The sequence below is a fragment of the Streptomyces antibioticus genome (assembly GCF_002019855.1).
Classification (GTDB): domain Bacteria; phylum Actinomycetota; class Actinomycetes; order Streptomycetales; family Streptomycetaceae; genus Streptomyces; species Streptomyces antibioticus_B.
Genome location: NZ_CM007717.1, coordinates 595,131 through 619,911 on the forward strand (window position 1 = coordinate 595,131; position 24,781 = coordinate 619,911).

General features: G+C 71.9%; 22 protein-coding genes. 15 read left to right on the top strand and 7 right to left on the bottom strand.

Annotated features, from left to right (window positions below):
• Nucleotides 1–26: 26 nt before the first annotated feature.
• Nucleotides 27–1,055 carry an LLM class flavin-dependent oxidoreductase gene (locus AFM16_RS02690; protein WP_078632117.1) on the top strand — a complete coding sequence of 343 codons (1,029 nt, stop codon included), beginning with the start codon at nt 27–29 and terminating at the stop codon, nt 1,053–1,055.
• A 12-nt stretch (nt 1,056–1,067) separates the two neighbouring features.
• Here AFM16_RS02690 and AFM16_RS02695 read toward each other — a convergent pair whose 3' ends face one another.
• Nucleotides 1,068–2,060 carry a TauD/TfdA dioxygenase family protein gene (locus AFM16_RS02695; protein WP_078632119.1) on the bottom strand — a complete coding sequence of 331 codons (993 nt, stop codon included), beginning with the start codon at nt 2,058–2,060 and terminating at the stop codon, nt 1,068–1,070.
• Between the two features lie 106 nt (nt 2,061–2,166).
• Between AFM16_RS02695 and AFM16_RS02700 the strand changes: the two genes are divergently transcribed.
• Nucleotides 2,167–2,997, top strand: a complete 831-nt coding sequence (locus tag AFM16_RS02700) for an aldo/keto reductase (RefSeq protein ID WP_245177620.1) — start codon at nt 2,167–2,169, stop codon at nt 2,995–2,997.
• A 36-nt stretch (nt 2,998–3,033) separates the two neighbouring features.
• On the opposite strand, the gene AFM16_RS02705 is transcribed toward AFM16_RS02700, so the two are convergent.
• Both AFM16_RS02705 and AFM16_RS02710 read right to left on the bottom strand, forming a co-directional pair.
• Nucleotides 3,034–3,504, bottom strand: a complete 471-nt coding sequence (locus AFM16_RS02705) for a peroxiredoxin (RefSeq protein ID WP_030781330.1) — start codon at nt 3,502–3,504, stop codon at nt 3,034–3,036.
• Nucleotides 3,501–3,887 carry a DoxX family protein gene (locus AFM16_RS02710; protein ID WP_030781333.1) on the bottom strand — a complete coding sequence of 129 codons (387 nt, stop codon included), beginning with the start codon at nt 3,885–3,887 and terminating at the stop codon, nt 3,501–3,503. Before AFM16_RS02710 ends, AFM16_RS02705 begins: the two co-directional genes overlap by 4 nt.
• 206 nt (nt 3,888–4,093) lie before the next feature.
• Here AFM16_RS02710 and AFM16_RS02715 point away from each other — a divergent pair, with 206 nt between their 5' ends.
• The 3 genes from AFM16_RS02715 to hemC all read left to right on the top strand — a co-directional run bounded on the left by AFM16_RS02715 (nt 4,094) and on the right by hemC (nt 7,062).
• A complete protein-coding gene (locus tag AFM16_RS02715) occupies nt 4,094–5,053 on the top strand; it encodes an ATP-dependent DNA ligase (protein ID WP_107419242.1) in 960 nt (319 codons plus the stop codon).
• A 144-nt stretch (nt 5,054–5,197) separates the two neighbouring features.
• A complete protein-coding gene (locus tag AFM16_RS02720; RefSeq protein ID WP_078632125.1) occupies nt 5,198–5,974 on the top strand; it encodes an NPP1 family protein in 777 nt (258 codons plus the stop codon).
• Nucleotides 5,975–6,126: 152 nt separating this feature from the next.
• Nucleotides 6,127–7,062: a hydroxymethylbilane synthase gene (gene hemC, locus AFM16_RS02725; protein ID WP_078632127.1), complete on the top strand. Its 936-nt coding sequence runs from the start codon at nt 6,127–6,129 to the stop codon at nt 7,060–7,062.
• Between the two features lie 19 nt (nt 7,063–7,081).
• On the opposite strand, the gene AFM16_RS02730 is transcribed toward hemC, so the two are convergent.
• Entirely contained in the window at nt 7,082–7,597 is a 516-nt protein-coding gene (locus AFM16_RS02730; protein WP_078632128.1) for a hypothetical protein, read from the bottom strand.
• A gap of 400 nt (nt 7,598–7,997) precedes the next feature.
• Here AFM16_RS02730 and AFM16_RS02735 point away from each other — a divergent pair, with 400 nt between their 5' ends.
• On the top strand, nt 7,998–8,789 hold the full coding sequence (locus AFM16_RS02735) for an RNA polymerase sigma factor SigF (RefSeq protein WP_030781344.1): 792 nt from the start codon (nt 7,998–8,000) through the stop codon (nt 8,787–8,789).
• 222 nt (nt 8,790–9,011) lie between these two features.
• Complete coding sequence (locus tag AFM16_RS02740) at nt 9,012–9,833, top strand: VOC family protein (protein WP_030781345.1); 822 nt, start codon at nt 9,012–9,014, stop codon at nt 9,831–9,833.
• Between the two features lie 20 nt (nt 9,834–9,853).
• Here the strand turns inward: AFM16_RS02740 and glgX are convergent, their stop codons facing one another.
• Nucleotides 9,854–12,001: a glycogen debranching protein GlgX gene (glgX, locus tag AFM16_RS02745; RefSeq protein ID WP_245177621.1), complete on the bottom strand. Its 2,148-nt coding sequence runs from the start codon at nt 11,999–12,001 to the stop codon at nt 9,854–9,856.
• The gene (locus AFM16_RS02750; protein WP_030781353.1) at nt 11,998–12,498 is read right to left on the bottom strand and encodes a hypothetical protein; all 501 of its coding nucleotides are present in this window, start codon (nt 12,496–12,498) and stop codon (nt 11,998–12,000) included. The genes glgX and AFM16_RS02750 overlap by 4 nt, the downstream gene beginning before the upstream one ends.
• Before the next feature lie 228 nt (nt 12,499–12,726).
• Here AFM16_RS02750 and AFM16_RS02755 point away from each other — a divergent pair, with 228 nt between their 5' ends.
• The 8 genes from AFM16_RS02755 to AFM16_RS02790 all read left to right on the top strand — a co-directional run bounded on the left by AFM16_RS02755 (nt 12,727) and on the right by AFM16_RS02790 (nt 24,217).
• A complete protein-coding gene (locus AFM16_RS02755; protein ID WP_030781356.1) occupies nt 12,727–12,996 on the top strand; it encodes a DUF5133 domain-containing protein in 270 nt (89 codons plus the stop codon).
• A gap of 163 nt (nt 12,997–13,159) precedes the next feature.
• A complete protein-coding gene (locus tag AFM16_RS02760) occupies nt 13,160–15,103 on the top strand; it encodes an alpha-1,4-glucan--maltose-1-phosphate maltosyltransferase (protein ID WP_078632132.1) in 1,944 nt (647 codons plus the stop codon).
• Between the two features lie 32 nt (nt 15,104–15,135).
• The gene (gene treS, locus AFM16_RS02765) at nt 15,136–16,854 is read left to right on the top strand and encodes a maltose alpha-D-glucosyltransferase (RefSeq protein ID WP_078632134.1); all 1,719 of its coding nucleotides are present in this window, start codon (nt 15,136–15,138) and stop codon (nt 16,852–16,854) included.
• A gap of 28 nt (nt 16,855–16,882) precedes the next feature.
• Complete coding sequence (locus AFM16_RS02770) at nt 16,883–18,244, top strand: maltokinase N-terminal cap-like domain-containing protein (RefSeq protein WP_030787811.1); 1,362 nt, start codon at nt 16,883–16,885, stop codon at nt 18,242–18,244.
• Nucleotides 18,245–18,247: 3 nt separating this feature from the next.
• Entirely contained in the window at nt 18,248–20,452 is a 2,205-nt protein-coding gene (glgB, locus tag AFM16_RS02775; protein WP_078632136.1) for a 1,4-alpha-glucan branching enzyme, read from the top strand.
• A 69-nt stretch (nt 20,453–20,521) separates the two neighbouring features.
• Nucleotides 20,522–21,616 (top strand): glutamate--cysteine ligase 2, encoded by a 1,095-nt coding sequence (locus AFM16_RS02780; protein WP_030787806.1) that lies wholly within the window; start codon nt 20,522–20,524, stop codon nt 21,614–21,616.
• A gap of 141 nt (nt 21,617–21,757) precedes the next feature.
• Nucleotides 21,758–23,662 (top strand): AMP-dependent synthetase/ligase, encoded by a 1,905-nt coding sequence (locus AFM16_RS02785; RefSeq protein WP_030787804.1) that lies wholly within the window; start codon nt 21,758–21,760, stop codon nt 23,660–23,662.
• A 120-nt stretch (nt 23,663–23,782) separates the two neighbouring features.
• Complete coding sequence (locus AFM16_RS02790) at nt 23,783–24,217, top strand: ATP-binding protein (RefSeq protein WP_078636815.1); 435 nt, start codon at nt 23,783–23,785, stop codon at nt 24,215–24,217.
• A 19-nt stretch (nt 24,218–24,236) separates the two neighbouring features.
• Here AFM16_RS02790 and AFM16_RS02795 read toward each other — a convergent pair whose 3' ends face one another.
• Nucleotides 24,237–24,611: a hypothetical protein gene (locus tag AFM16_RS02795; RefSeq protein ID WP_078632138.1), complete on the bottom strand. Its 375-nt coding sequence runs from the start codon at nt 24,609–24,611 to the stop codon at nt 24,237–24,239.
• Nucleotides 24,612–24,781: the final 170 nt, after the last annotated feature.

The following is a 24,781-nucleotide window of genomic DNA, read 5'->3' on the forward strand; positions in this document are numbered from 1 at the left end:
TCGTACGAACCACGCTGGAGGAGCCCGTGCCGCCGACCTCACGCCCCTTGCGCAAGCTGGGCTTCCTCACCATCGGGCTGTTCGACGGGGACGACCCGGCCCGGGGCCACGAGTCGACCCTGGAGATCATCGAGCTGGGCGAACGGCTCGGCTTCGACAGCGCGTGGGTGCGCCACCGGCATCTCCAGTACGGCATCTCCTCCCCCGTCGCCGTCCTGGCGGCGGCCTCGCAGCGCACCCGCCGGATCGAGCTGGGCACCGCGGTGATCCCGCTGGGCTGGGAGAACCCGCTGCGGCTGGCGGAGGACCTGGCCACCGTCGACCTGCTGTCCGGGGGCCGGCTCAACCCCGGGGTGAGCGTGGGTCCCCCCATGCACTACGACCAGGTCAAGGAGGCGCTCTACCCGGACTCGGCGGACACCGAGGACTTCGGCTACGAACGGGTGCGGCGGCTGCTGGACTTCGTACGCGGCAAGTCCGCCTCGGACTTCAGCGGGATCGAGGGCTTCGAGGTGTTCTCGGACCGGGTGCAGCCGCACTCCCCCGGCCTCGGCCGGCGGCTGTGGTACGGCGGGGGCAGCGTGAGTTCCGCGCGCTGGGCCGGCGAGCACGGGATGAACTTCCTCACCAGCAGTGTCGTCAAGGCGGAAGGCCCGGACGACACCCGGGACTTCGCCGAGATCCAGCTCTCGCACGTGCGCGCGTTCCGCGCCGCCCACCCGGACGGCGAGTCCGCCCGGGTCTCCCAGGGGCTGGTGGCGATCCCCACCGACTCCGCGACGCCCGAACAGCGCGCGAAGTACGAGGAGTTCGCGGCGAAGCGGCTGCCGCGCACGGCGTCCCCGCAGGGTCCGGCGCGGCTGCTGTTCGCCCCCGACCTGGTCGGCACCTCCGAGGAGATCGCCGAACGCCTGGGCGCGCACGCCGCGTTCCGCGAGATCGACGAGGTGGCGTTCGCGCTGCCGTTCACCTTCGAGCACGAGGACTACGTGCAGATCCTGACCGACATGGCGACCCGGCTGGGGCCGGCCCTGGGCTGGCATCCGGCCGGCTGATTCCGGAGGGGATCACCAGCGGCCGGGCTCGGTCCCCGTGACCGGTTCGGAGGGCTTGCCGTCCACGCCGACCGGCACGTCCCCGGCGAGCATCACGCGGTGCATGGTGCGCGGCAGACCGAGGTGGGCGTTGTCGCTCGGCGCGAGATGGATGGTGGCGCGGTTGTCCCAGAAGGCCACGCTGCCAGGCTCCCAGCGGAAGCGGACCGTGTACTCGGGCCGTACCGCCTGCTCGAGGAGCATGTCGAGCAGGGCCCGGCTCTCCGCGCGGGAGACGTCGGCGATCTGCTCGACGTAGTAGCCGTTGACGTAGAGGACACGCTCCCCGGTCTCGGGGTGGACACGGACCAGCGGGTGCAGGGACGCGACCTGGTGGTCGAGCAGATGGCGGACGTACGCGTCGTCGCCGGGGCGGGGCTGGTAGCCGACGCCGAGCCGGTGCTCGGCGCGCAGTCCGTCCACGAACCGCCGGACCGGCGCGGAGAGTCCGGCGTAGGCGGCGGCCAGATTGGCCCAGGTGGTGTCGCCGCCGTACGGCGGGACGGTCTCGGCGCGCAGGATCGTCGCGGCGGGCGGGTCGACACGGGCGCCGTGGTCGCAGTGCCAGCCGCGCAGCAGGGTGGGGCGGCGGCGCCGGAGCCATTCGTCGTGGTCCATGCCGAACTTTCCGCCCAGTTCGAGGCGGTCGGCGGTGGTCTCGATCTCGGGGAAGTCCGGCGGCGAGGCGCCGCCCCTCTTGCGCGGTGCGACGGGTTCGCCGAACCGCCGGGCGAAGGCCACGTGCCCGGCGTGGTCGAGGCGCTGGCCGCGGAAGAACACCACTTTCCAGCGCAGTACGGCGGCTCTGATCGCGGCGGTCCGGGCGTCGTCGAGGCCGTCGCCCAGGGTGAGGCCGTCGGCCAGGTCGATTCCGGTGATGTCGGCGCCGATGTGTCCGGCGGCCGGGTGCACCTCGATCCCCGCCGCCCGCACCAGCCCGTCGTCCGTGTCCCAGCCCGTCGTCATGCGCGCTCCGATGGTCGTCCGGTTGTCGGTCGGTCGTCCGGTTGATCGATCCTCACGGTATCCCCGAGGCTGGAGGGGACGGACACAGTCGAGGAAAGGTTCCACGGTGAGCGAGATCCCGGTGCGCAGGCTCGACGACGGTACGCGGCTCCCGGCCCTGGGGCTGGGTACCTGGCCGCTGGACGACACGCAGGCGGAGGAGGCGGTGGCGGGCGCGCTGGGCGTGGGCTACCGGCTGATCGACACGGCGACGAACTATGGCAACGAGACCGGGGTGGGCCGCGGGGTGGCGCGGTCCGGGGTGCCCCGCGAGGAGATCGTGATCACGACGAAGCTGCCGGGCCGCCACCACGGCCACGAGGAGACCCTGGCCTCCTTCGAGGAGTCCCGGCGGCGGCTCGGCGTCGACCACGTCGACCTGTATCTGATCCACTGGCCGCTGCCCCGGGTCGGCAAGTACGTCGACTCCTGGCGGGCCATGATCAAGCTGCGGGAGTCGGGGCTGGTGCACGCGATCGGCGTCTCCAACTTCACGGCCGAGCACATCGAGCGGCTGGAGAAGGAGACGGGGGTGCTGCCCGCCGTCAACCAGATCGAGCTGCACCCGCTGTTCCCGCAGGACGAGCTGCGTGCCTTCCACGAGGAGAAGGGCATCGTCACCGAGAGCTGGAGCCCGCTGGGCCGGGGCGCGGAGCTGCTGGAGGACGCCCGGATCGGCGCCGTCGCCGAGGAGCTGGGGGTCACCCCGGCCCAGGTCGTGCTGCGCTGGCACGTACAGCTCGGCGCGGTGCCGATCCCGAAGTCGTCCGACCCGGACCGGCAGCGCGCCAACCTGGACGTCTTCGGGTTCACGCTGACCCCGGACCAGATGGCGGCGGTCACGGACCGGGCGCCGCGCCGGCTGGGCGGGGATCCCGAGACGCACGAGGAGTTCTGAGCGGCGGCGACCCCGGCAGGATCCGAAAGAGAGGCCCTAGGCGCGGTGGGCGCGCAGCGCCTCCAGCGCGCGGTCGGCGTGCGTGTTCATCCGCAGCTCGCTGCGCACGACCTCCAGGACGGTGCGGTCCTGGGCGATCACGAAGGTGACGCGCTTGGTGGGGGCCAGGGAGAAGCCGCGCTTCACCCCGAAGCGCTCCCGCACGGCGCCGTCGGTGTCGGAGAGCAGGGTCATGCCGAGGCCGTGGCGGCCGGAGAACTCCTGCTGGCGGTCGACGGAGTCGCCGCTGATGCCGACGGGGCGCGCGCCCACGGCCGCGAACTCGGCCGCCAGGTCACGGAAGTGGCATGCCTCGGCGGTGCAGCCCGCGGTGAGGGCGGCCGGGTAGAAGAAGAGCACCACGGGCCCGTCGGCGAGCAGGTCCGTCAGGCTGCGCACGGTGCCGGTCTCGTCCGGCAGCGAGAAGTCCTCGACCAGGTCGCCGGTCGCCGGAGCCTTCGTCGTCATGATTCCTGCCGTCCTTCCGTGCCGCGTGCGACGCTGCGGGCCCACAGCACGAGCGGCACCTGTAGGGGCAGCCTGCCGAAGGCGGCCGCCTTGAGGGGGGTGGGCCGGTCACGCCAGTCGAGCGCCATCTTGACGTTGGCGGGGAACACCCCGACGAAGAGGGCGGCCGCGGCCAGGGCGGCGGGCTTCCGGGTCGGGGGCAGCGCCACACCGGCCGCCAGCACCAGTTCGGCGACCCCGCTGGCGTACGTCCAGGTCCGGGGCGAACCGGGCAGCGCCTTCGGGACGATCGCGTCGAACAGGCGCGGTGCGGCGAAGTGGGCGACGCCGGCGCCGGCCAGCAGGCCCGCCAGCAGCAGGGGTGAGCGTTCGGACCGGGACACGGTGCCTCCTCTGTGACCTGGAGGGCGACCTTACTGGACGGTAGGGGAGTCGTGGGAGGCGGGGGGTGTCGCCGAAGGAGGGCCCTGGTCAGGTCCGTTCGGGGGAACGGCCCCGCCCCCGTGCGTGGCCCGGTGTGCGGCGTGTCGAGAACTCCCCCGTGACCTCCCGCCCGGACTCCCCCGCGCCGCTCCCGCTCATCGCTCCGATGCTGGCCACGCCCGGTTCGCTGCCGCCCGCCGCGCAGGACGCCCGCTGGGCCTACGAGACCAAGCAGGACGGCCAGCGGGCCGTGGTCTACCTCCCCGGGGACGGGACGGCCGGGCTGCGGGCCCGTTCCGGGGAGGACATCACCGGCGCCTACCCCGAGCTGCGGGCGCTGGGCGGGGCGCTCGGTGCCACCCCCGCCGTACTGGACGGAGAGGTGCTGGCGCTGGACCGGGAGGGCCGTGCCGACTTCCAGGCGCTGCAGTCCCGGATGGGGCTGGCGCACGCGCCGGGCCGGGCGGCCCGCGCCGCCGCGACGGTCCCGGTGCACCTGGTGCTCTTCGACGTGCTGCACCTGGGCGGGCGGTCCCTGCTGCGGCTGCCGTACGCGGAGCGCCGGGCGGTGCTGGAGGACCTGGGCCTGGAGGGCGGGTTCTGGTCGACGCCGGGGGCGCTCGTCGGCCATGGCCGCGAGGCCCTGGAGGCGACCCGTGCGCACGGTCTGGAGGGGCTGGTCTGCAAGCGGCTGGACTCGGTGTACGAGCCGGGGGTGCGCTCCCGGGCCTGGATCAAGATCCGCAACATGACGGTGGCCGATGTGCTGGTCGGCGGCTGGTCGCCGGGGAAGGGGCGGCTGACGGGGCTGCCGGGCGCCGTTCTGGTCGGGCAGCGCACCCGGGACGGCGGTCTGCGGTACGTCGGCAGCGTGGGCACCGGGTGGAGCGAGGCGGAACGGCTCGAACTCACCTCACTCCTAAGGGAGTTGGCGACTGACACTTGCCCCTTCGACGCCGTGCCGCCGACGGCCGGCGCGCACTGGGTGGTGCCCCGGCTCGTCGGCGAGGTGCGGTACAGCATCCGTACCCGGGCGGGGCTGCTGCGCCAGCCGTCCTGGCTCCGGCTGCGCCCGGACCTGACGCCCGCGGAGGCGGACGCGGATCTTCCGGACAGTTCCGCCTGACTCGCCGTCAGTAGGCCCAACTATTGGGCGTGGCTTCATCATTGGCACACCTGAGGCCCTTGGCGCCGCAGTGAAAACCGGGGAAGCTGAACTCCCTTCACCCCCACAGCCGTTCGGCTGCGCCCGGACCATGAGGAGGACGCAGTGTCGTCACCCACGTTCAAGAAGCACCGCAGGAGATGGGTCACCGGAGTCGCCGGTGCCGCCGCGCTCGTGCTCGCCTCCGCCTCGTCCGCGTTCGCCGCGCCGCCCCCGGCGCTGCCGCAGAACGCCGAGGCCGCGGAACTCGCGTACCAGCCCGCGTTCGACTACGACAAGGACGGCTGCTACTCCACCGCCGCGATCGGCCCCGACGGCACGATCAACCCCGGCCTGAACCCGACGGGCGCGCTCAACGGCAACTGCCGGGACGCCTCCGACCTCGACACGACCAACGCGTACTCGCGCTACAAGTGCAACAACGGCTGGTGCGCGTACCTGTACGGGCTGTACTTCGAGAAGGACCAGGCGCTGCCGGGCGTCAGCCTCGGCGGGCACCGGCACGACTGGGAGCATGTCGTGGTCTGGGTGCAGAACAACCAGGTCCAGTACGTCTCGACGTCCAACCACGGCTCGTTCACCGTGCACCCGGCGTCCTCGATCCGCTTCGAGGGCACCCACGCGAAGGTCGTCTACCACAAGGACGGCATCAGCACGCACTGCTTCCGGGCGGCGAACTCCAACGACGAGCCGCCGGAGAACCACAAGGGCACCTGGCAGTACCCGCCGCTGGTCGGCTGGAACGGCTACCCGGCCGGGCTGCGCGACAAGCTGGTCTCGTACAACTTCGGCAGCGCCAACTTCGGCCTGAAGGACGGCAGTTTCACCAGCCATCTGTCGACGGCCAAGCCCTCGGGGATCCCGTTCGACCCCAACGCGTAGGCGGGTGACGCGATCGGCCCGGGGTGCGCGCCCCGGGCCGATCGCCGTATCCGGCCCTCTCTACCCCTTCGCGGGGTGATGCATGCCGCACCGCTGGGCCGAATGTGCGAAGCGGCGCGGCGGGCGGGGCCCGAGGGTCTATCGTGTCCCGCATGTCCGTCCCGGAACTGATCCGTATCGTGTCCCGCGACTCCCCCATGGCTCTGGCCCAAGTGGAGCGCGTCCGTGCCGAGTTGGCCGCCCTGCACCCCGGAATCCGCACCACCGTCGTCCCCGTGCGGACGACCGGCGACAAGTGGATGGGCGATCTCGCCCAGGTCGAGGGCAAGGGCGCGTTCACCAAGGAGGTCGACGCGGCGCTGCTGGCCGGGGAGGCCGATCTCGCGGTGCACTGCGTGAAGGACATCCCGGCGGACCGTCCGCTGCCCGCGGGCACGGTGTTCGCCGCGTTCCTGAAGCGGGACGACATCCGTGACGCCCTGGTGCACCCGGGCGGCCTCACCCTCGACGAACTCCCGGCCGGGACCCGGATCGGCACCTCGTCGGTGCGCCGGATCGCCCAGCTCGCCGCCACGCATCCGCATCTGGAGTGCGTGCCGTTCCGGGGCAACGCCAACCGGCGGCTGGAGAAGCTGGCGGCGGGCGAGGCGGACGCGCTGCTGCTCGCGGTGTCCGGTCTGGAGCGCATCGACCGCCGGGACGTGATCAGCGAGGTGCTCTCTCCGGAGACGATGATGCCGCCGATCGGCGCGGGCGTCCTCGCGCTCCAGTGCCGGGAGGGCGACGACGACCTGATCGACACGGTGAGCGGCCTCGGCGACCCGGCGACGCACCGGGAGGCCACGGCGGAGCGCATGTTCCTGCATGTGCTCCAGGGCCACTGCAACAGCCCGATCGCCGGGTACGCCCGGACCGAGCACGGCGGTGAACTGTCGTTGCGGGCCTGTGTGTTCACACCGGACGGCAAGACCCGTCTGAACGCCCACGAGTGGGCGGGCCGGCTCGACCCGGCGACGCTGGGCACCTCGGTGGCGGTGGCGCTGCTGCGTCAGGGCGCCCGCGAGATCATCGACGGCATCGCACACTGAGCGCGCCGGGGCCGCCGCGTCAGGCGGTGCCCTCCTCGGCCTGGTCCCGCAGGAAGTTGCTGATCTCGCGGGCCAGGCTCTCCCGGCCCGGACCGGCCGGCACGGCCCCCTCGTGCAGTCCGATGCCGCCCGTCCACAGCCGGCGCTCGGCCCAGTCGTCGTCCACACGGAGCTGCACCTGCACGTCGACCTGGGCGAGCGCGGCCTCGGGCCCCGCGGCGAAGAGCACGGCGGTGGCGCGGCGCAGCGGATAGACGTCGAAGCCCTCGATGAACTGCGAGTTCCGCCAGTCGAGGAACGCGCTCTCGCCGTCCGCGCCGATCCGGATGTCGATCTGCCCGTCCTCGAGATGGATCGTGGAGTGCCCGGCACCCCGGTTCTCGACGGTCACCCGCAGACAGAAGTACGTCAGCCCCTCGGCCGCGTCGTCACGTCCCCGCGGCGGCTCCTGCTGCTCCAGACGGTGGACGCGGACCCGCAGACCGGCATGCTCGTCGTACTCGTGCCAGTCCCCGACCACGTTCGGCTCGTACACAGTCCACCTCTCGACTTCTGTCGGCTGCTTCCTATCCGTGCGCTCAGCGCACTGTCAAATGAGCGGAATGCGCTGTGGCCAGGGGGTTCACCCGTTTTGATCGGTGATCAAGCCGTGCGCAGGAAGAACTCCACGAGCGGCGCCGGCGGGGCCGCGGACGGCGTGCCGCACATCACGTCCCCGGCCAAGATCGGCGGGAGCGGGCCCCGCCGGGGCGGAGCGCGCCGCACACCGAAGAGATTATTCGGTCATTTGTTTTAGATCGCCCGATACCGGGCATCCGGACAGAGTGCTTCGGACCGGAGGCACGTCCGTGGGACCCCGCACCGCGGGTCCGCCCGGCGTGCCGGTCCCACGACCCGCCCACCCCCGGCACACCCCATCGGGAAGAACGCGCGTCATGCCTACCACCGTGAGTACGAAGCAGCACCCCCACGACGACGCTCCGGACACCACCGCGGCCTTCGCGCGGCTGGCCGGACTGCCCGAGGGGCCCGAGCGCCGGGCGCTGCGGGACGATCTGATCCGGCTCTGGCTCCCCATGGCCGAGCGGATCGCGGTCCGTTTCCGCGGCCGCGGCGAGAACCTGGAGGATCTCTACCAGGTCGCCGCGCTCGGCCTGGTCAAGGCCGTCGACCACTACGATCCCGACCGCGGCCGGGTCTTCGAGGCGTACGCGGTGCCGACGATCACCGGCGAGATCAAGCGGCACTTCCGCGACCACATGTGGACGCTGCACGTCCCGCGCCGGGTCCAGGACCTGCGCAATCGCGTGCGGCAGGCGGACAAGGACCTCGCGCAGACCACGTCCGGCAGGGCCCCGACCGTCGCCGAGATCGCCGCGCACGCGCAGCTCACCGAGGACGAGGTGCGCACCGGCATGGAGGCGCTGGACTGCTTCTCCGCGCTGTCCCTGGACGCGGAGATCCCCGGCACCGACGGCTACGCCCTCACCGACGCCCTCGGCGACCCCGACCCCGGCTACGACACCGTGGTGGACCGGGTGGCCGTGGCGCCGCGGCTGCGGGAGCTGCCGGAGCGCGAGAGGACGATCCTCTATCTGCGCTTCTTCCAGGGGATGACCCAGAGCCGGATAGCCGACCAGCTCGGCATCTCGCAGATGCATGTCTCCCGGCTGCTCAGCGGCTGCTGCCGACGGCTGCGCGAGGAAATCGCCGCCGATCCCGGCTGACCCCGGCCCCGCGGCCCGGCCGCGCCTCACTCCGATGGCGGTGCGGCCGCCCTCGTGTCCGGGTTCCTGGATCGGGTCCGTTTGGCCGTCCGGTCCGGGCGGTACTCGGGTCACCGGCCCCCCGGGCCGCCGGGTGCGTCGGCAGGCGCCCGGCACGGTCGGGACCGGACACTGGGGAGGACGCCCCGGCCGCCGACCGAGAGACCAGGAACGCGAGCACTCATGAACCCTCACCCGGAATCCACCCCCGGCGTACCCTCAGCCCCCGGCGCACGGGGAGCCGTCTCCACGCGCTCCGTGTTCGGCTCGCCCTGCTGGGTGAGTCTGACCAGCCGCGATCTGGACGCCACCCAGGAGTTCTACGGGGCCGTGCTGGGCTGGACCTGGCGCAGGGGCGGCCTGGGGGCCCATTTCCGCACGGCCCTGGCCGGTGACGTGCCGGTGGCCGGGGTGGCCGCCGTGGCCGCGATGTGGCAGATGGCGGTGGCCTGGACTCCGTACTTCGCCGTGCCCAGCGCCGATGTCGCCGCCTCCCGCACCCGGGAGCGCGGCGGGACCGTGGCGGTGGGGCCGATCTCGCTGCCCCCGGGCCGGGCCGCCCTGCTGGCAGACCGGGACGGCGCGACTTTCGGCGTCTGGGAGGGCGAGCTGATCGGCAACTGGGAGGCGTGGCGGCAGGACGCGCCCGCCTTCATCCGGCTGCACACCCGGGACGCCTTCGACTCCGCGATCTTCTACGGCGAGGTCCTCGACTGGGCCTCGGACAGCCCGGGCTGCTGCGAGGTGCACTACGAGGGCGGCGAGGTCGTGCTGCGCAGCCAGGGCGACGCGGTGGCCCGGATCGTGTCGGGCGCTCTGGAGGCGGCGCCCGATCCCACGATCCGCCCGCACTGGCAGGTCCACTTCGCCGTCGCGGACGTCGCGGCGTGCGCACGCTCCGCCGAGAAGCACGGCGGGAGCGTGCTGATCGAGGACGACGACGAGGCGGTGCTCAGGGATCCCGACGGCGCCCAGTTCACGGTCACCTCACGCCGGGAGCCCTGAGCCCGCCGCACCCCGAAGGGTCACTCCGAGCGCCGGGGCGGCCTGGACAGCACGATCAGACTGCGTCCCTCCACGGTCACCTCGGCGCCCGCCTTGTACTCGGTCTCGTCCCGGCCGCCCTCCGGCTCCGCCGTGTCGGCGCACACCGTCCAGCGCTCCCCGTACGAGGTCCCGGGCAGCCGGAAGGGGACGGGCTCCCAGTAGCTGTTGAACAGCAGCAGGAACGAGTCGTCGATCACGGGCCGGCCCTGGGAGTCGGGTTCGGCGATCGCGTCGCCGTTGAGGAACACCCCGACGCTGTGCGCGTCGGAGCGCTGCCAGTCCCGGGCCCGCATCTCGCGGGCGTCCGGCAGCAGCCAGACCAGGTCGGGCAGCGGCTGCCCGGCGTGGGTCACGGTCTCGCCCAGGAAGAACCGCCGCCGGCGCAGCACCGGGTGGGCGGCGCGCAGGGCGAGCAGTCGCCGGCAGAACGCGGTCAGCTCGCGCTGCTCCTCGGTGAGCCGCCAGTCGATCCAGGAGACGGGGTTGTCCTGGCAGTAGGCGTTGTTGTTGCCGCGCTGGGTGCGGCCGAGTTCGTCGCCGTGGCCGATCATCGGGATGCCCTGGGAGAGCAGCAGGGTGGCGAGGAGGTTGCGCTGCTGGCGGGAGCGGAGCGCGAGGATCTGCGGATCGTCGGTGTCGCCCTCCGTGCCGCAGTTCCAGGACCGGTTGTGGCTCTCGCCGTCCCGGTCGCCCTCGCCGTTGGCCTGGTTGTGCTTGTCGTTGTAGGAGACGAGGTCGCGCAGGGTGAACCCGTCGTGCGCGGTCACGAAGTTGACGCTGGCGCGCGGCCGCCGCCTGCTGTGGGCGTACAGGTCGGAGGAGCCGGTCAGCCGGGAGGCGAACTCGGCGAGCGAATGCGGCTCGGCCCGCCAGAAGTCCCGTACGGCGTCCCGGTAGCGGCCGTTCCACTCCGACCAGAGCTGGGGGAAGTTGCCCACCTGGTAGCCGCCCTCGCCGAGGTCCCAGGGTTCGGCGATCAGCTTGACGCGGCTGATCACCGGGTCCTGCTGGATCAGGTCGAAGAACGCCGACAGCCGGTCCACCTCGTGGAACTGCCGGGCCAACGTGGCCGCGAGGTCGAAGCGGAAGCCGTCGACATGCATCTCGGTCACCCAGTACCGCAGCGAGTCCATGATCAGTTGCAGCACGTAGGGATGCCGCATGAGCAGGCTGTTTCCGGTGCCGGTGGTGTCGTAGTAGTGGGACCAGTCGCCGTCCACCAGCCGGTAGTAGGCGGCGTTGTCGATGCCCCGGAAGGAGAGGGTGGGGCCCTTCTCGTTGCCCTCGGCGGTGTGGTTGTAGACGACGTCGAGGATCACCTCCAGGCCGGCCGCGTGCAGGGCCTTCACCATCGCCTTGAACTCGGTGACCTGGCCGCCCCGGCTGCCGTGCGCGGCATAGGCGTTGTGCGGCGCGAAGAAGCCGATGGTGTTGTAGCCCCAGTAGTTGGACAGGCCCCGGTCCGTGAGGACGCCGTCCTGCACGTACTGGTGCACCGGCATCAGCTCGACCGCCGTCACCCCGAGCGAGGTGAGGTGCTCGGTCACCGCGGGGTGGGCGAGTCCGGCGTAGGTGCCGCGCAGGGCGCGCGGGACGTCGGGGTGGGTGCGGGTGAGTCCGCGGACATGGGTCTCGTAGACGACCGTGTCCGCGTACGGCCGTCGGGGCGGGGTGTCGTCGCCCCAGTCGAAGGCCGGGTCGGTGACCACGCCGAGGAGGGTGTGCCCGGCGCTGTCCGCCGGATCGGGGCCGTCGTCCGCGCGTTCGAACAGCGAGGGGTGGTTGTCGATCTGTCCGTCGACGGCGCGCGCGTAGGGGTCGAGGAGCAGCTTCGCCGGGTTGCAGCGGTGTCCGGCGGCGGGGTCCCACGGTCCGTGCACCCGGTATCCGTAGCGCTGGCCGGGGCCGACGCCGGGCAGATACCCGTGCCAGACGAAGCCGTCGACCTCGGTCAGCGGCACGGTGCTCGGGGTGCCGTCGTCGTCGACGAGGACCAGGTCCACCCGCTCGGCGACCTCGCTGAACAGGGCGAAGTTGGTGCCCTTCCCGTCGAAGTCGGCACCCAGCGGGCAGGGGTGCCCGCTCCAGGCGGGCACCCCTGCTTTCCGGTACGGCCGTGAGGTCACCGGGCGTCCTCCAGGATGCCGTTCTCCCGCGCGAGCGCGGCCACCGGCACCGACCGGGGCACCTGAAGCACCTCGCGCAGGCTCGGTTCGGGCGCGGTGGGCACCAGCGGGACCCGCTCGCCGGCGCGGGCCCGCTGCGAGAACCAGATGACCTTGCCGCCGGTGTGGGTGGCACAGCAGCCCCAGCCGTCGCTCATCGCGGCGATGCGCTCCAGGCAGCCGCGCAGGTCGGGGTCCGGGCGCAGTTCGCGGTCGTCGCCGCCGATGGCGGTGATCAGGTGCTGTCCGTTCCACCACATCTCGATCGAGATGCACTTGTCCGTGGCGTGCTCGTCGATGGCTTCGAGCAGCATCCCGGCGCCCCGGCAGACCGGGTCGACGAGCGTCTCCAGCTCCCAGTACTTCAGGTGAGCGGCCAGGATGCGCCTGACCTGGCCGACCCGCTCGGGGCTGACCTCCACATCGAGGTGGTAGTAGCAGGGGACTGCGGTCTTCATCGTCGTTCGCTCCTCACCGGCGAGGCTCCCGCTCCGCACGCCCCCACGGGCCGAAAATACGGAGGGTGAGCGCTGATCGCTTCTGAGTCACCTCCCACAGTGCGGGCGTTAGTCCATTCGTGCAACACGAGCGCACTCCGGGGTGGTTGAAGATCCAACAAGACGCTGGGTGTCGGCGCGTGCACCATGAGTGAAACATTCTTCGAGCCCCGGAAGGTGAACTGCGTCATGCTGCTACCGGCCAGGACAGAGGTCGCCCGGCAGTTGCGGCGGTACCGGGCGTGGGAGCGCGTCATGCTCGCCTCCCCCGCCGACCGCGCGGTGCGGGCCACCTTCGAGGACTCGGGTTACACGCTGTGTGTGCTCATGGGAAAGCGCTGCGCCCGGGAGGCCGCCGACGCGGCGGAACGCTATCTGCGGTCGACTCTCGCCGCCTACCTCCAGGAACCGGACGCCCGGCCCCGGCCGGCGGTCCGGCCCCCGGCGGTGGCGCGGTAGAAGGCGCCCCGCCCCGGTAGCGGTACCGGGGCGGGAGCCGGGCGGCACGGCCCGGCGGACGACACGACGAGCCGGGCGGAGGGTCCGGCGGACGCCACGGTGACGCACCGCGCGTCCGACCGGACCCTCGGGCCGGGCGAGGAACACGACGAAGGTGAGACCCATGAGTGCGACCCCTGTCATCGGCCGGATCCCGGTCCGCGAGGTGCGGCCCGCGGTGGAGGGCGGCAGACGCCCGGCCAAGGCCGTCGCGGGGGAAACGTTCCACGTGACGGCGACCGTGTTCCGTGAGGGGCACGACGCCGTCGCCGCCAATGTCGTCCTGCGCGGCCCCAAGGGACGCCGGGGCCCGTGGACTCCGATGCGTGAACTGGCCCCCGGGACCGACCGCTGGGGCGCGGACGTCACACCCGACGCGCCCGGCCGCTGGACGTACACGGTCGAGGCGTGGAGCGATCCGGTCACCACCTGGCGGCGGCACGCCACCATCAAGATCCCGGCGGGGATCGATGTGGGGTCGGTCCTGGAGGAGGGCGCCGAACTCCATGAGCGCGCGGCCGCCGGCGCCCCGAGGGGCCGGGCCCGCACCACGGTCCTGAAGGCGGCGCGGATCCTGGGCGACGACTCCCTGCCGGTCGCGACCCGGCTGGCGGCGGTATTGACGCCGGAGGTGGACGCGGTCCTGGCCCGCCACCCGCTGCGGGAGCTGGTCACCGCCTCCGCGCCGATGCCGCTGCTGGTGGAGCGTGAACGGGCCCTGTACGGCGCCTGGTACGAGTTCTTCCCCCGCTCCGAGGGCACCCCCGAAACCCCGCACGGCACCTTCCGCACCGCAGCCCGGCGGCTGCCCGCCATCGCCGCGATGGGCTTCGACGTCGTCTACCTCCCCCCGATCCACCCCATCGGCACCACCCACCGCAAGGGCCGCAACAACACCCTGAACGCCACCCCCGACGACGTCGGCGTGCCCTGGGCGATCGGCTCACCGGAGGGCGGCCACGACGCGGTCCACCCGGCACTGGGCACCCTGGAGGACTTCACCTGGTTCGTGGAAGAGGCCGCACGGCACGGACTGGAGATCGCCCTCGACTTCGCCCTGCAGTGCTCCCCCGACCACCCCTGGGTGGACAAACATCCGGAGTGGTTCCACCACCGCCCCGACGGCTCCATCGCCTACGCCGAGAACCCGCCCAAGAAGTACCAGGACATCTACCCCGTCGCCTTCGACACCGACCTGGACGGCATCACCGCCGAGACGGTACGCATCCTGCGGCACTGGATGTCCCACGGCGTGCGCATCTTCCGCGTCGACAACCCCCACACCAAACCCGTGCTCTTCTGGGAACGCGTCATCGCCGAGATCAACCGCACCGACCCCGACGTGATCTTCCTCGCCGAAGCCTTCACCCGCCCCGCGATGATGCGCACCCTCGCCCAGATCGGCTTCCAGCAGTCCTACACCTACTTCACCTGGCGGACCACGAAGCAGGAACTGACCGAGTACCTCACCGAACTGTCCGGTGAGAGCGCCTCCTACATGCGGCCCAACCTCTTCGCCAACACCCCCGACATCCTGCACGCCTCCCTCCAGGACGGCGGCCGGGCCGCGTTCGCGCTGCGGGCCGTGCTGGCCGCCACCCTCTCCCCCACCTGGGGCATCTACAGCGGCTACGAACTCGCCGAGAACACCCCCCTGCGCCCCGGCAGCGAGGAATACCTCGACTCCGAGAAGTACCAGCTCAAAGCCCGCGACTGGGACACCCCCGACACCCTCGCCCCCCTCATCACCCGCCTCAACGAGATCCGGCGCACCCACCCCGCGCTGCACCGGCTGCGCAACCTCCGCTTCCACGGCACCGACAACGAGCAGGTGCTCGCGTACAGCAAGCGGGACGGGGACGACACGGTGATCGTCGTGGTGAACCTCGACCCCCACCACACCCAGGAGACGACGGTCTCGTTGGACATGCCGCAACTCGGCCTGGAGCACGGCGCGTCGCTGTCCGTGCACGACGAACTGACCGGTGCGACCTACACCTGGGGCAGCAGCAATTACGTGCGCCTGGAGCCCGGTTCGGCGCCGGCCCACGTGTTCCACGTCCGGTGACCCGCACCGCAGATCGGAGGCCCCAGACCGCCATGACCGTCAACTCACCTGTTCCGGACACCTTCGAGGACACCCCGGCCAAGGACCGCGACCCCGAGTGGTTCAAGCGCGCCGTGTTCTACGAGGTACTCGTCCGCTCCTTCCAGGACAGCAACGGCGACGGCGTCGGCGATCTGAAGGGCCTCACGGCGAAACTCGACTATCTCCAGTGGCTGGGGGTGGACTGCCTCTGGCTTCCGCCCTTCTTCAAGTCGCCTCTGAGGGACGGCGGTTACGACGTCTCGGACTACACCTCGGTACTCCCGGAGTTCGGTGATCTCGCCGACTTCGTGGAGTTCGTGGACCACGCGCATCAGCGTGGGATGCGCGTGATCATCGACTTCGTCATGAACCACACCAGCGACCAGCACCCGTGGTTCCAGGAGTCCCGCGCCAACCCCAACGGCCCCTACGGCGATTACTACATGTGGGCCGACGACGACAAGCAGTACGCCGACGCCCGCATCATCTTCGTCGACACCGAGGTCTCCAACTGGACCTTCGACCCGGTCCGCAAGCAGTACTTCTTCCACCGCTTCTTCTCCCACCAGCCCGACCTCAACTACGAGAACCCGGCCGTCCAGGAAGAGATCCTGGCCGCGCTGCGGTTCTGGCTGGACCTGGGCATCGACGGTTTCCGGCTGGACGCGGTGCCGTATCTCTACGCGGCCGAGGGCACCAACTGCGAGAACCTCCCGGCCACGCACGAGTTCCTCCGGCGGGTGCGGCGCGAGATCGACGCCCAGTACCCCGACACGGTGATCCTGGCGGAGGCCAACCAGTGGCCCGAGGACGTCGTCGACTACTTCGGCGACTACGCCTCCGGCGGCGACGAATGCCACATGGCCTTCCACTTCCCCGTCATGCCCCGCATCTTCATGGCCGTCCGCCGCGAATCCCGCCACCCCGTCTCCGAAATCCTCGCCAAGACCCCCGCCATCCCCAGCCGCTGCCAATGGGGCATCTTCCTGCGCAACCACGACGAGCTCACCCTCGAAATGGTCACCGACGAAGAACGCGACTACATGTACGCGGAATACGCCAAAGACCCGCGCATGCGCGCCAACATCGGCATCCGCCGCCGCCTCGCCACCCTCCTCGACAACGACCGCAACCAGATCGAACTCTTCACCGCCCTCCTCCTCTCCCTCCCCGGCTCACCGATCCTCTACTACGGCGACGAGATCGGCATGGGCGACAACATCTGGCTCGGCGACCGCGACGCCGTCCGCACCCCCATGCAATGGACCCCCGACCGCAACGCCGGCTTCTCCTCCTGCGACCCCGGACGCCTCTTCCTCCCCACGATCATGGACCCCGTCTACGGCTACCAGGTCACCAACGTCGAAGCCTCGATGTCCGATCCGTCGTCGCTGCTGCACTGGACGCGGCGGATGATCGAGATCCGGAAGCAGAACCCGGCCTTCGGGCTCGGCTCCTACACGGAGTTGCAGTCCTCCAATCCGGCCGTCCTCGCGTTCCTGCGGGAGTACGAGGACGACCTGGTGCTGTGCGTGCACAACTTCTCCCGCTTCGCACAGCCGACCGAACTCGACCTGCGCCGGTTCGACGGCCGCCACCCCGTGGAGCTGTTCGGCGGGGTGCGTTTCCCCGCCATCGGCGAGCTGCCCTACTTGCTCACGCTCGCGGGGCACGGCTTCTACTGGTTCCGGCTCACCCGAGCCGTGGCCCGGGTCGGCCGACGCCGGTGAGTGCGCGCCGAGGAAAGGATGGGTCACCGTGACGAAGACCGCCCCCCTGCGAACGAGCACCGCGAGCGAGGTCCGCTCGGTCGGGCCGCTGGCCGCCCTCCTGCGGGAGTGGCTGCCGCGGCAGCGCTGGTTCGCCGGCAAGGACCGGCCCCTCACCGATCTGCGCATGCTGTCGATGACGGAGCTGTATCCGGGGTGTCTGCATCTGCTGGTGCACGCCGGGCAGTCGGGTGTGCCGACGCCCGGCAACACCCCTCCGGCCGGTGACTGCTATCAGCTCCTCCTCGGTCTCCAGAAGCATCTGTCGCCCCGGCTGGGGCGGGCCCTGATCGGCAGGGTGGAGGAGGGCCCGCTGGCCGGGCTGACGGTGCACGACGCCTTGCAGGACCCCCGGTCGGCGCATCTGCTCCTGGAGCGGATGCGCCATCCGGGCACGCTGGGTCCGCTGTGCTTCGAGTCGGACCCGTCGGTGCCGGTGCCGGCGGGGCTCGCGCCGCGGCTGCTGGAGGCCGAGCAGTCCAACACGTCGCTGGTGTACGGCGACGCGTTCATCCTGAAGATCTTCCGGCGGATCCAGCCCGGGGTGAACCCCGATCTGGAGGTGCCGGTCGCGCTGGCCGGGCAGGGCTGCCGGCGGGTGCCCGCGCCGGTGGCCTGGTTCCGGACGACGCATCCTCAGGAGGCGACGCTCGGGGTGCTCCAGCCGTTCCTGCCGGACGCCTCGGACGGCTGGACGCTGGCGCTGAAGGCGCTGGCCCGCGGCGAGGACTTCACGTCCGAGGCGGCGGAGCTGGGCCGGGCCACGGCGGACGTCCATCTGGCGCTGGCCGCGGCCCTCCCGGCCGGTCCGGACGCCGAGGACGGGCGGACGGCGGCGGCGATGACCGAGCGGCTGGAGGCGGCCGCGCACCATGTGCCGGCGCTGCGGCCGTTCGTGCCGGGGCTGACCACGGCGTTCGCCGCGCTCGCGGTGTGCGACCAGGGTCCGCCGGCCCAGCGGATCCACGGCGATCTGCATCTCGGGCAGGTGCTGCGGGCCGGGCGCGACTGGTTCGTCATCGACTTCGAGGGCGAGCCGTCCCGGCCGCTGGCGGAGCGGTGCCTCGCGCACTCGCCGGTGCGGGACATCGCGGGCATGCTGCGGTCCTTCGACTACGCGGCCCGGCAGCGCCGGCCGTGGCGTCCGGAGTGGGCGCGCCGCTGCCGGGAGGCGTTCTGCGCGGGCTACGCGGCCCGGGCCGGGTGGGATCCGCGCAAGAAGCACGCCCTTTTGCGTGCCTATGAGACGGATCGCGCCGTTTACGAAGTGCTGTACGAGGCCCGCAACCGGCCCGACTGGCTACCCGTACCCATGGCGGCGATCGAACGACTCGCCGTCCGAGGAGGCTGACCCATGGCCCTGCGCGACACCGCCCTCCCCGAGGCGGCCGGTCCCCGGCCGCTCGCGGCGCCCGCGCTCGACCCCGCCGACCGTGCGCGTCTGCTGGCGGGCGCGCATCACGACCCGCACTCCCTGCTGGGCGCGCATCCGGTGCCGGAGGGGGTCCTCTTCCGGGCCCTGCGGCCCTTCGCGGACTCGGTGGCCGTCGTGGTCGACGGTGTGTCCACCCCGCTCGTGTCGGAGGAGGACGGCCTGTTCGCGGCCGTCCTCCCGCTGGACGCGGTGCCCGCGTACACGCTGCGGGTGGCGTACGGCGGGGACGAGCGGGAGGTGGAGGACCCGTACCGGTTCCTGCCGGCGCTCGGCGACCTGGATCTGCATCTGGTGCGGGAGGGCCGGCACGAGGAGCTGTGGCGGGCGCTCGGCGCGGAGCCGATGACCCATCAGGGCGTGACCGGCACCCGGTTCACGGTGTGGGCGCCGAACGCGCGGGGTGTGCGGGTGGCGGGCGACTTCTGCTGCTGGGACGGGACGGCGTTCCCGATGCGTTCGCTGGGCGCGGCCGGGGTGTGGGAGCTGTTCCTGCCGGGCATCGGCGAGGGCACCCGGTACAAGTTCGAGATCACCTCGCGGCACGGCGGCCGGTTCCTCAAGGCGGACCCGATGGCGCGGCGCGCGGAGGTCCCGCCGGACACCGCGTCGATCGTGCACGCCTCGCACTACACGTGGGGCGACGCGGAGTGGATGGCGCACCGGGGCGACGTGCCGGTGCATGTGGCGCCGTTCTCGGTGTACGAGGTGCATCTGCCGTCCTGGCGGCCGGGGCTCTCCTACCGTGAGCTGGCCGAGGTGCTGCCGGCCTATGTCACCGATCTCGGCTTCACGCATGTGGAGTTGATGCCGGTGGCGCAGCACCCGTTCTCGGGTTCCTGGGGTTATCAGGTCACCGGTTTCTACGCGCCGACGGCCCGGCTGGGCACCCCGGACGACTTCAAGTTCCTGGTGGACGCGCTGCACCGGGCGGGCGTCGGGGTGATCGTGGACTGGGTGCCGGCGCACTTCCCGAAGGACGACTGGGCGCTGGCCCGGTTCGACGGCGATCCGCTGTACGAGCCCGGGGACGCGCGCCGGGCGGAGCACCCGGACTGGGGGACGTTCGAGTTCGACTTCGGGCGGGTGGAGGTGCGCAATTTCCTGGTCGCCAACGCCACCTACTGGTGCGAGGAGTTCCACATCGACGGGCTGCGGGTCGACGCCGTCGCCTCCATGCTCTACCTGGACTACTCGCGGGACTCCGGTCAGTGGGCGCCGAACGTGTTCGGGGGCCGGGAGGACCTGGACGCGGTGGCCTTCCTCCAGGAGATGAACGCCACCGTCTACCGGCGCAACCCCGGGGTGGTGACCATCGCGGAGGAGTCGACGGCCTGGGAGGGCGTGACCCGGCCGACGGACAGCGGCGGTCTGGGCTTCGGGCTGAAGTGGAACATGGGCTGGATGCACGACTCGCTCCAGTACATCGCCAAGGAGCCCGTGCACCGCAAGTACCACCATCACGAGATGACGTTCTCGATGGTGTACGCGTACAGCGAGAACTACGTGCTGCCCATCTCCCACGACGAGGTGGTGCACGGCAAGCAGGCGCTGGTCTCCAAGATGCCCGGCGACTGGTGGCAGCGGCGCGCCAACCACCGCGCCTATCTGGGCTTCATGTGGGCCCACCCGGGCAAGCAACTCCTGTTCATGGGGCAGGAGTTCGCGCAGGGCGCGGAGTGGTCGGAGGCGCACGGCCCGGAGTGGTGGCTGCTCGACGACGACTACGCCTCGGCGGGCGACCACCGCGGGGTGCGGGACCTGGTCCGTGAGCTGAACACCGTGTACCGGGCCACGCCGGCGCTGTGGGAGCGGGACACGGACCCGGGCGGTTTCCGGTGGGTGGTGGGCGACGCGGCCGACGACAACGTCTTCGCGTTCCTGCGGTACGGCGCCGACGGGGCCCCGCTGCTGGCGGTCAGCAACTTCTCGCCGGTGGTGCGGCACGACTACCGGCTCGCGGTGCCCGAGGAGGTGCCGGCGTGGGCGGAGGTCCTCAACACCGACGACGGCCGCTTCGGCGGCGGCGGGGTCGGGCGGTCCGGGCCGGTGAAGGCGGCGAACGGGGAGGTCCTGCTGACCCTGCCGCCGCTGGCCACCGTCTGGCTGGTGCCGTCGGCCGTGTGAACCCTCGCCGGCAGGGAAGTCGGGGGCGTACCACCCGCCGTACCGCCCGCCGCAGAGAGGCCGCATCCCGTGCGCACCGTAGGAGTGGAGGAGGAACTCCTCCTCGTGGACCCGGAGACCGGGGAACCGCGGGCGTTGTCCGCCGCGGTCCTGGCTCGCGCCGCGCGGCGCGAGGAGCCCGAGGAGGAGCCCTCCTTCCAGAAGGAACTGCACGCCCAGATGGTCGAGTTCGCCACCCGTCCGCAGTCGCGGACGGACGAGCTGGCCGCCGAACTGACGCGGCTGCGCGGGGAGGCGGCGCGGCACGCCGAGGAGGCGGGGTGCGCGGTGGCCGCGCTGGCCACCTCGCCCCTGGCGGTGCGCCCCTCGGTCAGCGTGGGGCGGCGCTACCGGTGGATGGAGGAGCAGTACGGCATCGCGACGCAGGAGCAGATCGTGTGCGGCTGCCACGTCCATGTGTCGGTGGACTCGGACGAGGAGGGCGTCGCGGTCCTCGACCGGATCCGGCCCTGGCTGCCGGTGCTGATGGCGCTGAGCGCCAACTCGCCGTTCTGGCAGGGGCGGGAGACGGGGTACAGCAGCTACCGGCGGCGGGTGTGGCTGCGCTGGCCCTCGGCCGGTCCGACCGAGCTGTTCGGCACGGCCGGGGCGTACCACCGGCGGGTGGCGGACATGGTGGCCACCGGCACGGTCCTCGACGAGGCGATGGTGTACTTCGACGCCCGGCTCTCGGCGCGCTATCCGACGGTGGAGGTGCGGGTGGCGGACGTCTGTCTGCGCGCCGACACCGCGGTGCTGATGGCGGTCCTGGTGCGGGCGCTGGTGGAGACGGCGGCCCGGGCGTGGGCGGCGGGCGAGGAGCCGGTGGACCACAGCATCAGCCTGCTGCGGCTCGCCGACTGGCGGGCGGCCCGCTCCGGCCTGACCGGTGATCTGGTGCATCCCGTGACCCTGCGGCACGCCCCGGCGGAGCGGGTGGTGGGGGACCTGCTGGAGCACGTGGGGGACGCCCTGGCCGACAACGGCGACCTGGAGCGGGCCCGCGCGTCCTGCGCGGCGCTGCTGCGGGAGGGCGACGGCGCGCGGGCGCAGCGCGAGGTGTGGGAGCGGACGGGGAGTCTGCGGGAGGTCGTCGCCGCCTGCGTGCGGCTCACGCAGGAATGACGCTCCGCACCCGCTGAGATCATCAACGCGCTTTACTTACTCCGTTCCCGGCCACAACCGGTCCCACCTGGGCTACATTCGCCACGGTCGATAACAGTTCTCATCGACGGAGTCACCCTTCGTACACGTCAGGAGCAGCGTATGCGCGACTTCGCTCTCGCTCCCTCAGCCGTCTCGCCCCTGACCGGAGGGCTCGCCGACAGCGTCTTCGACACAGCCGCCCGCACGCCGACCCTGCCCGTCCTGGCCCGCCGGCGCGACCCAGCCTCCGTGACCTGGGAGGAAGTGACGGCGGTCGAGCTGCGTGACGAGGTCGTCGACCTGGCCAAGGGGTTCGTGGCGTCCGGGATATCCCCCGGTCACCGCGTCGCGATCATGGCGCGCACCCGGTACGAGTGGACCGTTCTCAGTTACGCGCTGTGGGCGGTGGGCGCCGAGGTCGTCCCGGTGTACCCGACGTCGTCGCGCGAGCAGGTCGAATGGATCCTGCGGGACTCCGGCTGCGTGGGCGTGGTCGTCGAGGACGAGCAGAGCGTGATGACCGTCGGCTCGGTGTGCGCGACGCTGCGGACGCTGCGCCATGTCTGGCAGCTCGACGCGGGTGCCTTCGAGGACCTCACGCGGCGCGGCGAGCGGGTCCCGCTGACGACGGTGGACTCGCTGCGCCGGATCGTGCTGCCCGACTCCACGGCGGTGATCGCCTACACCTCCGGCACCTCGGGCCGCCCCCTCGGCTGCGCGCTCACCCACGCCGGTCTGGCCAGCCCCTGCGACACCCTGCTGGCCGGCTGGGGACACACGGCGGCGCCCGCGGGCGAGCAGGGCAGCGTCCTCGCCTTCCTGCCGTTCTCCCATGTGTACGGGCTGATGATCCAGGGCCTGTGCATCCGCGGCGGCATCATGATGGGCCATGAGCCGGACCTGAGCACCGAGGCGCTGGCGGAGGCGCTGCGCACGTTCCGCCCCACCTATCTCTACGCGGTCCCCTCCGTCTACGAGAAGATCTACAAGAACTTCCTGCGGTCCGCCCAGGAGGCCGGCCGCGGGGCGCTGTTCGAGCGGGCGGCGGAGACGGCACGGGACTTCGCGGCGGCCGTGGAACGCCACCGGCTGGGCCGGGGCTCCGGGCCCGGGCTCGATCTGCGGCTCCAGCACTCCGTGTTCGAGCGGACCGTCTACCGCAAGCTGCGTGCCTCGCTCGGCGGCCGTGTGCACCGCGGCACCTCCGGCGGCTCCCCGCTCACCCGCGATCTGTCGCTGTTCTACGAGGGCATCGGCATCTACGTCCACGACGGCTACGGGCTGACCGAGACCAGCGGCGGGATCACCATGCAGCCGCTCGGCCAGGAGAAGTCCGGCACGGTCGGACAGGTCCTGCCGGGCATGGACCTGCGGGTGGCCGACGACGGGGAGATCCTGGTGCGCGGCCCCTCGGTGTTCCAGGGGTACGTCAACGACGACGCGTCGACCCGGGCGGCGCTGCGCGGCGGCTGGCTGGCCACCGGCGACCTGGGGTTCCTGGACTCCGACGGCTATCTCACGATCACCGGGCGCAAGAAGGACGTCATCATCACCAGCAGCGGCAAGAGCGTGGCGCCGACCGCGCTGGAGCAGCGGCTGCGGATGCATCCCCTGGTCCACCAGGCGGTGGTGGTGGGCGACAACCGGCCCTGTGTGGGCGCGCTGATCACCCTGGACCCCGAGTTCCTGGCGCACTGGCGCGGCGGTCTGATGCTGCACGGCGACACGTCGAGCCGGGAGGCGCGGGAGGAGAACGCGCTGCGGGAGGAGATCGCGCGCGCGGTGGCCGCGGCCAACAGCGCCGTGTCCCGCTCGGAGTCCATCCGGGCCTTCCGGATCCTGCCCCAGCCGTTCGACCAGTCCAACGGGCTGCTGACGCCGTCGATGAAACTGCGCCGGGACTCGATCGTGGCGCACTACGCGGCGGAGATCGAGGCCATGTACCAGGCGCGGGCGCGGCTGCCCCGGCAGAGCGCGCAGGAGGAAGTACTGACCTGGGACGACACGGACGACGTGTTCCGCTGAGGTGATCCGGGATCGTACGCGTAGGGCTCGTGGCGCCGGGAACCCTGCAAGGGGGCGACGCGACAGAGCCGTACGAGAAAGGAAGCCGGTCCACCGATGGCTGTGGGGCCGCACACCACCATGTCAACCGAGCCGCGGGGCAACGACTCATCGACCTCCTGGGCGGTTCCGGAACGGACCGCCCGATTCACCGGCGAGCCGCAGGACGTGACGGGTGCCCGGCTGGCGACGGTGGAGTTCCTGCGCGCGCTGGCCCGCAGCGCACCGCCCTCGGCGCCGGAGTGCGCCCCGGACATCGTGCTGGTGGTGACCGAGCTGGCGGCGAACGCCGTGCAGTACGCGCCGGGCCCCTTCGAGCTGCGGCTGCGGCCCACGTTCGACGGGGTGCACGTCACGCTGTCCGACACCAGTTCCGTGCCGCCGGAGCCGCGCGCCTTCCGGCCGGAGAGCGGGGGCGGCGGCATCGGCTGGCATCTGGTCCAGGCGCTGTGCCGTCAGGTCAGCGTGGTGCCCAGCGGCACCGGCAAGGACGTGCACGTCTTTCTGCCCTGGTGAGCCGGCCGCCGCCGTCCGCTCAGGCGGGCGGGGTGCCGTGCGAGGTCGGACGGCGGTAGTGGGCGCCGACCCCGGCCAGGTAGGCGGGGTCCTGGGTCTCGCTGTCGGTGCGGAAGCGCGGGGCCTGCTTGGCCTCGTCGCGGGTGCAGGACAGGGTGATCCTGCGGGCCTCGGGGTCGACGGACGTCACCACGCCGACCGGGACGACCGCGCTGTGGCCGAACACCCACAGACCCGCGTCGACGACCAGGTGCCGCAGCCCGTGCGGCGCGGCCTCGCGCTCCACCTCCCCGAGCGCCCCGTCGGCCGCCTGGACGGTGTACCCGGTGAGATCCAGTCCCTCGGCATGACCGCTGCCCGGCGCGTACGACCAGATTCCGTCGTCGATGGTCACGGTGTTTCCCCTCCTCGGTCTTGCTCAGCTCCCTACCCCCGAGGGGAGCACGCATTCGAGAAACGTTCGTCTGCATGCCTCGCCCGGCTGGCGCAACCCGGCCCGGCGCGGTGGGATCGATTGAGGTGCGAACCGCCGAGGGCGGGGCACGCGCCAGAGGTCGGGCAGAC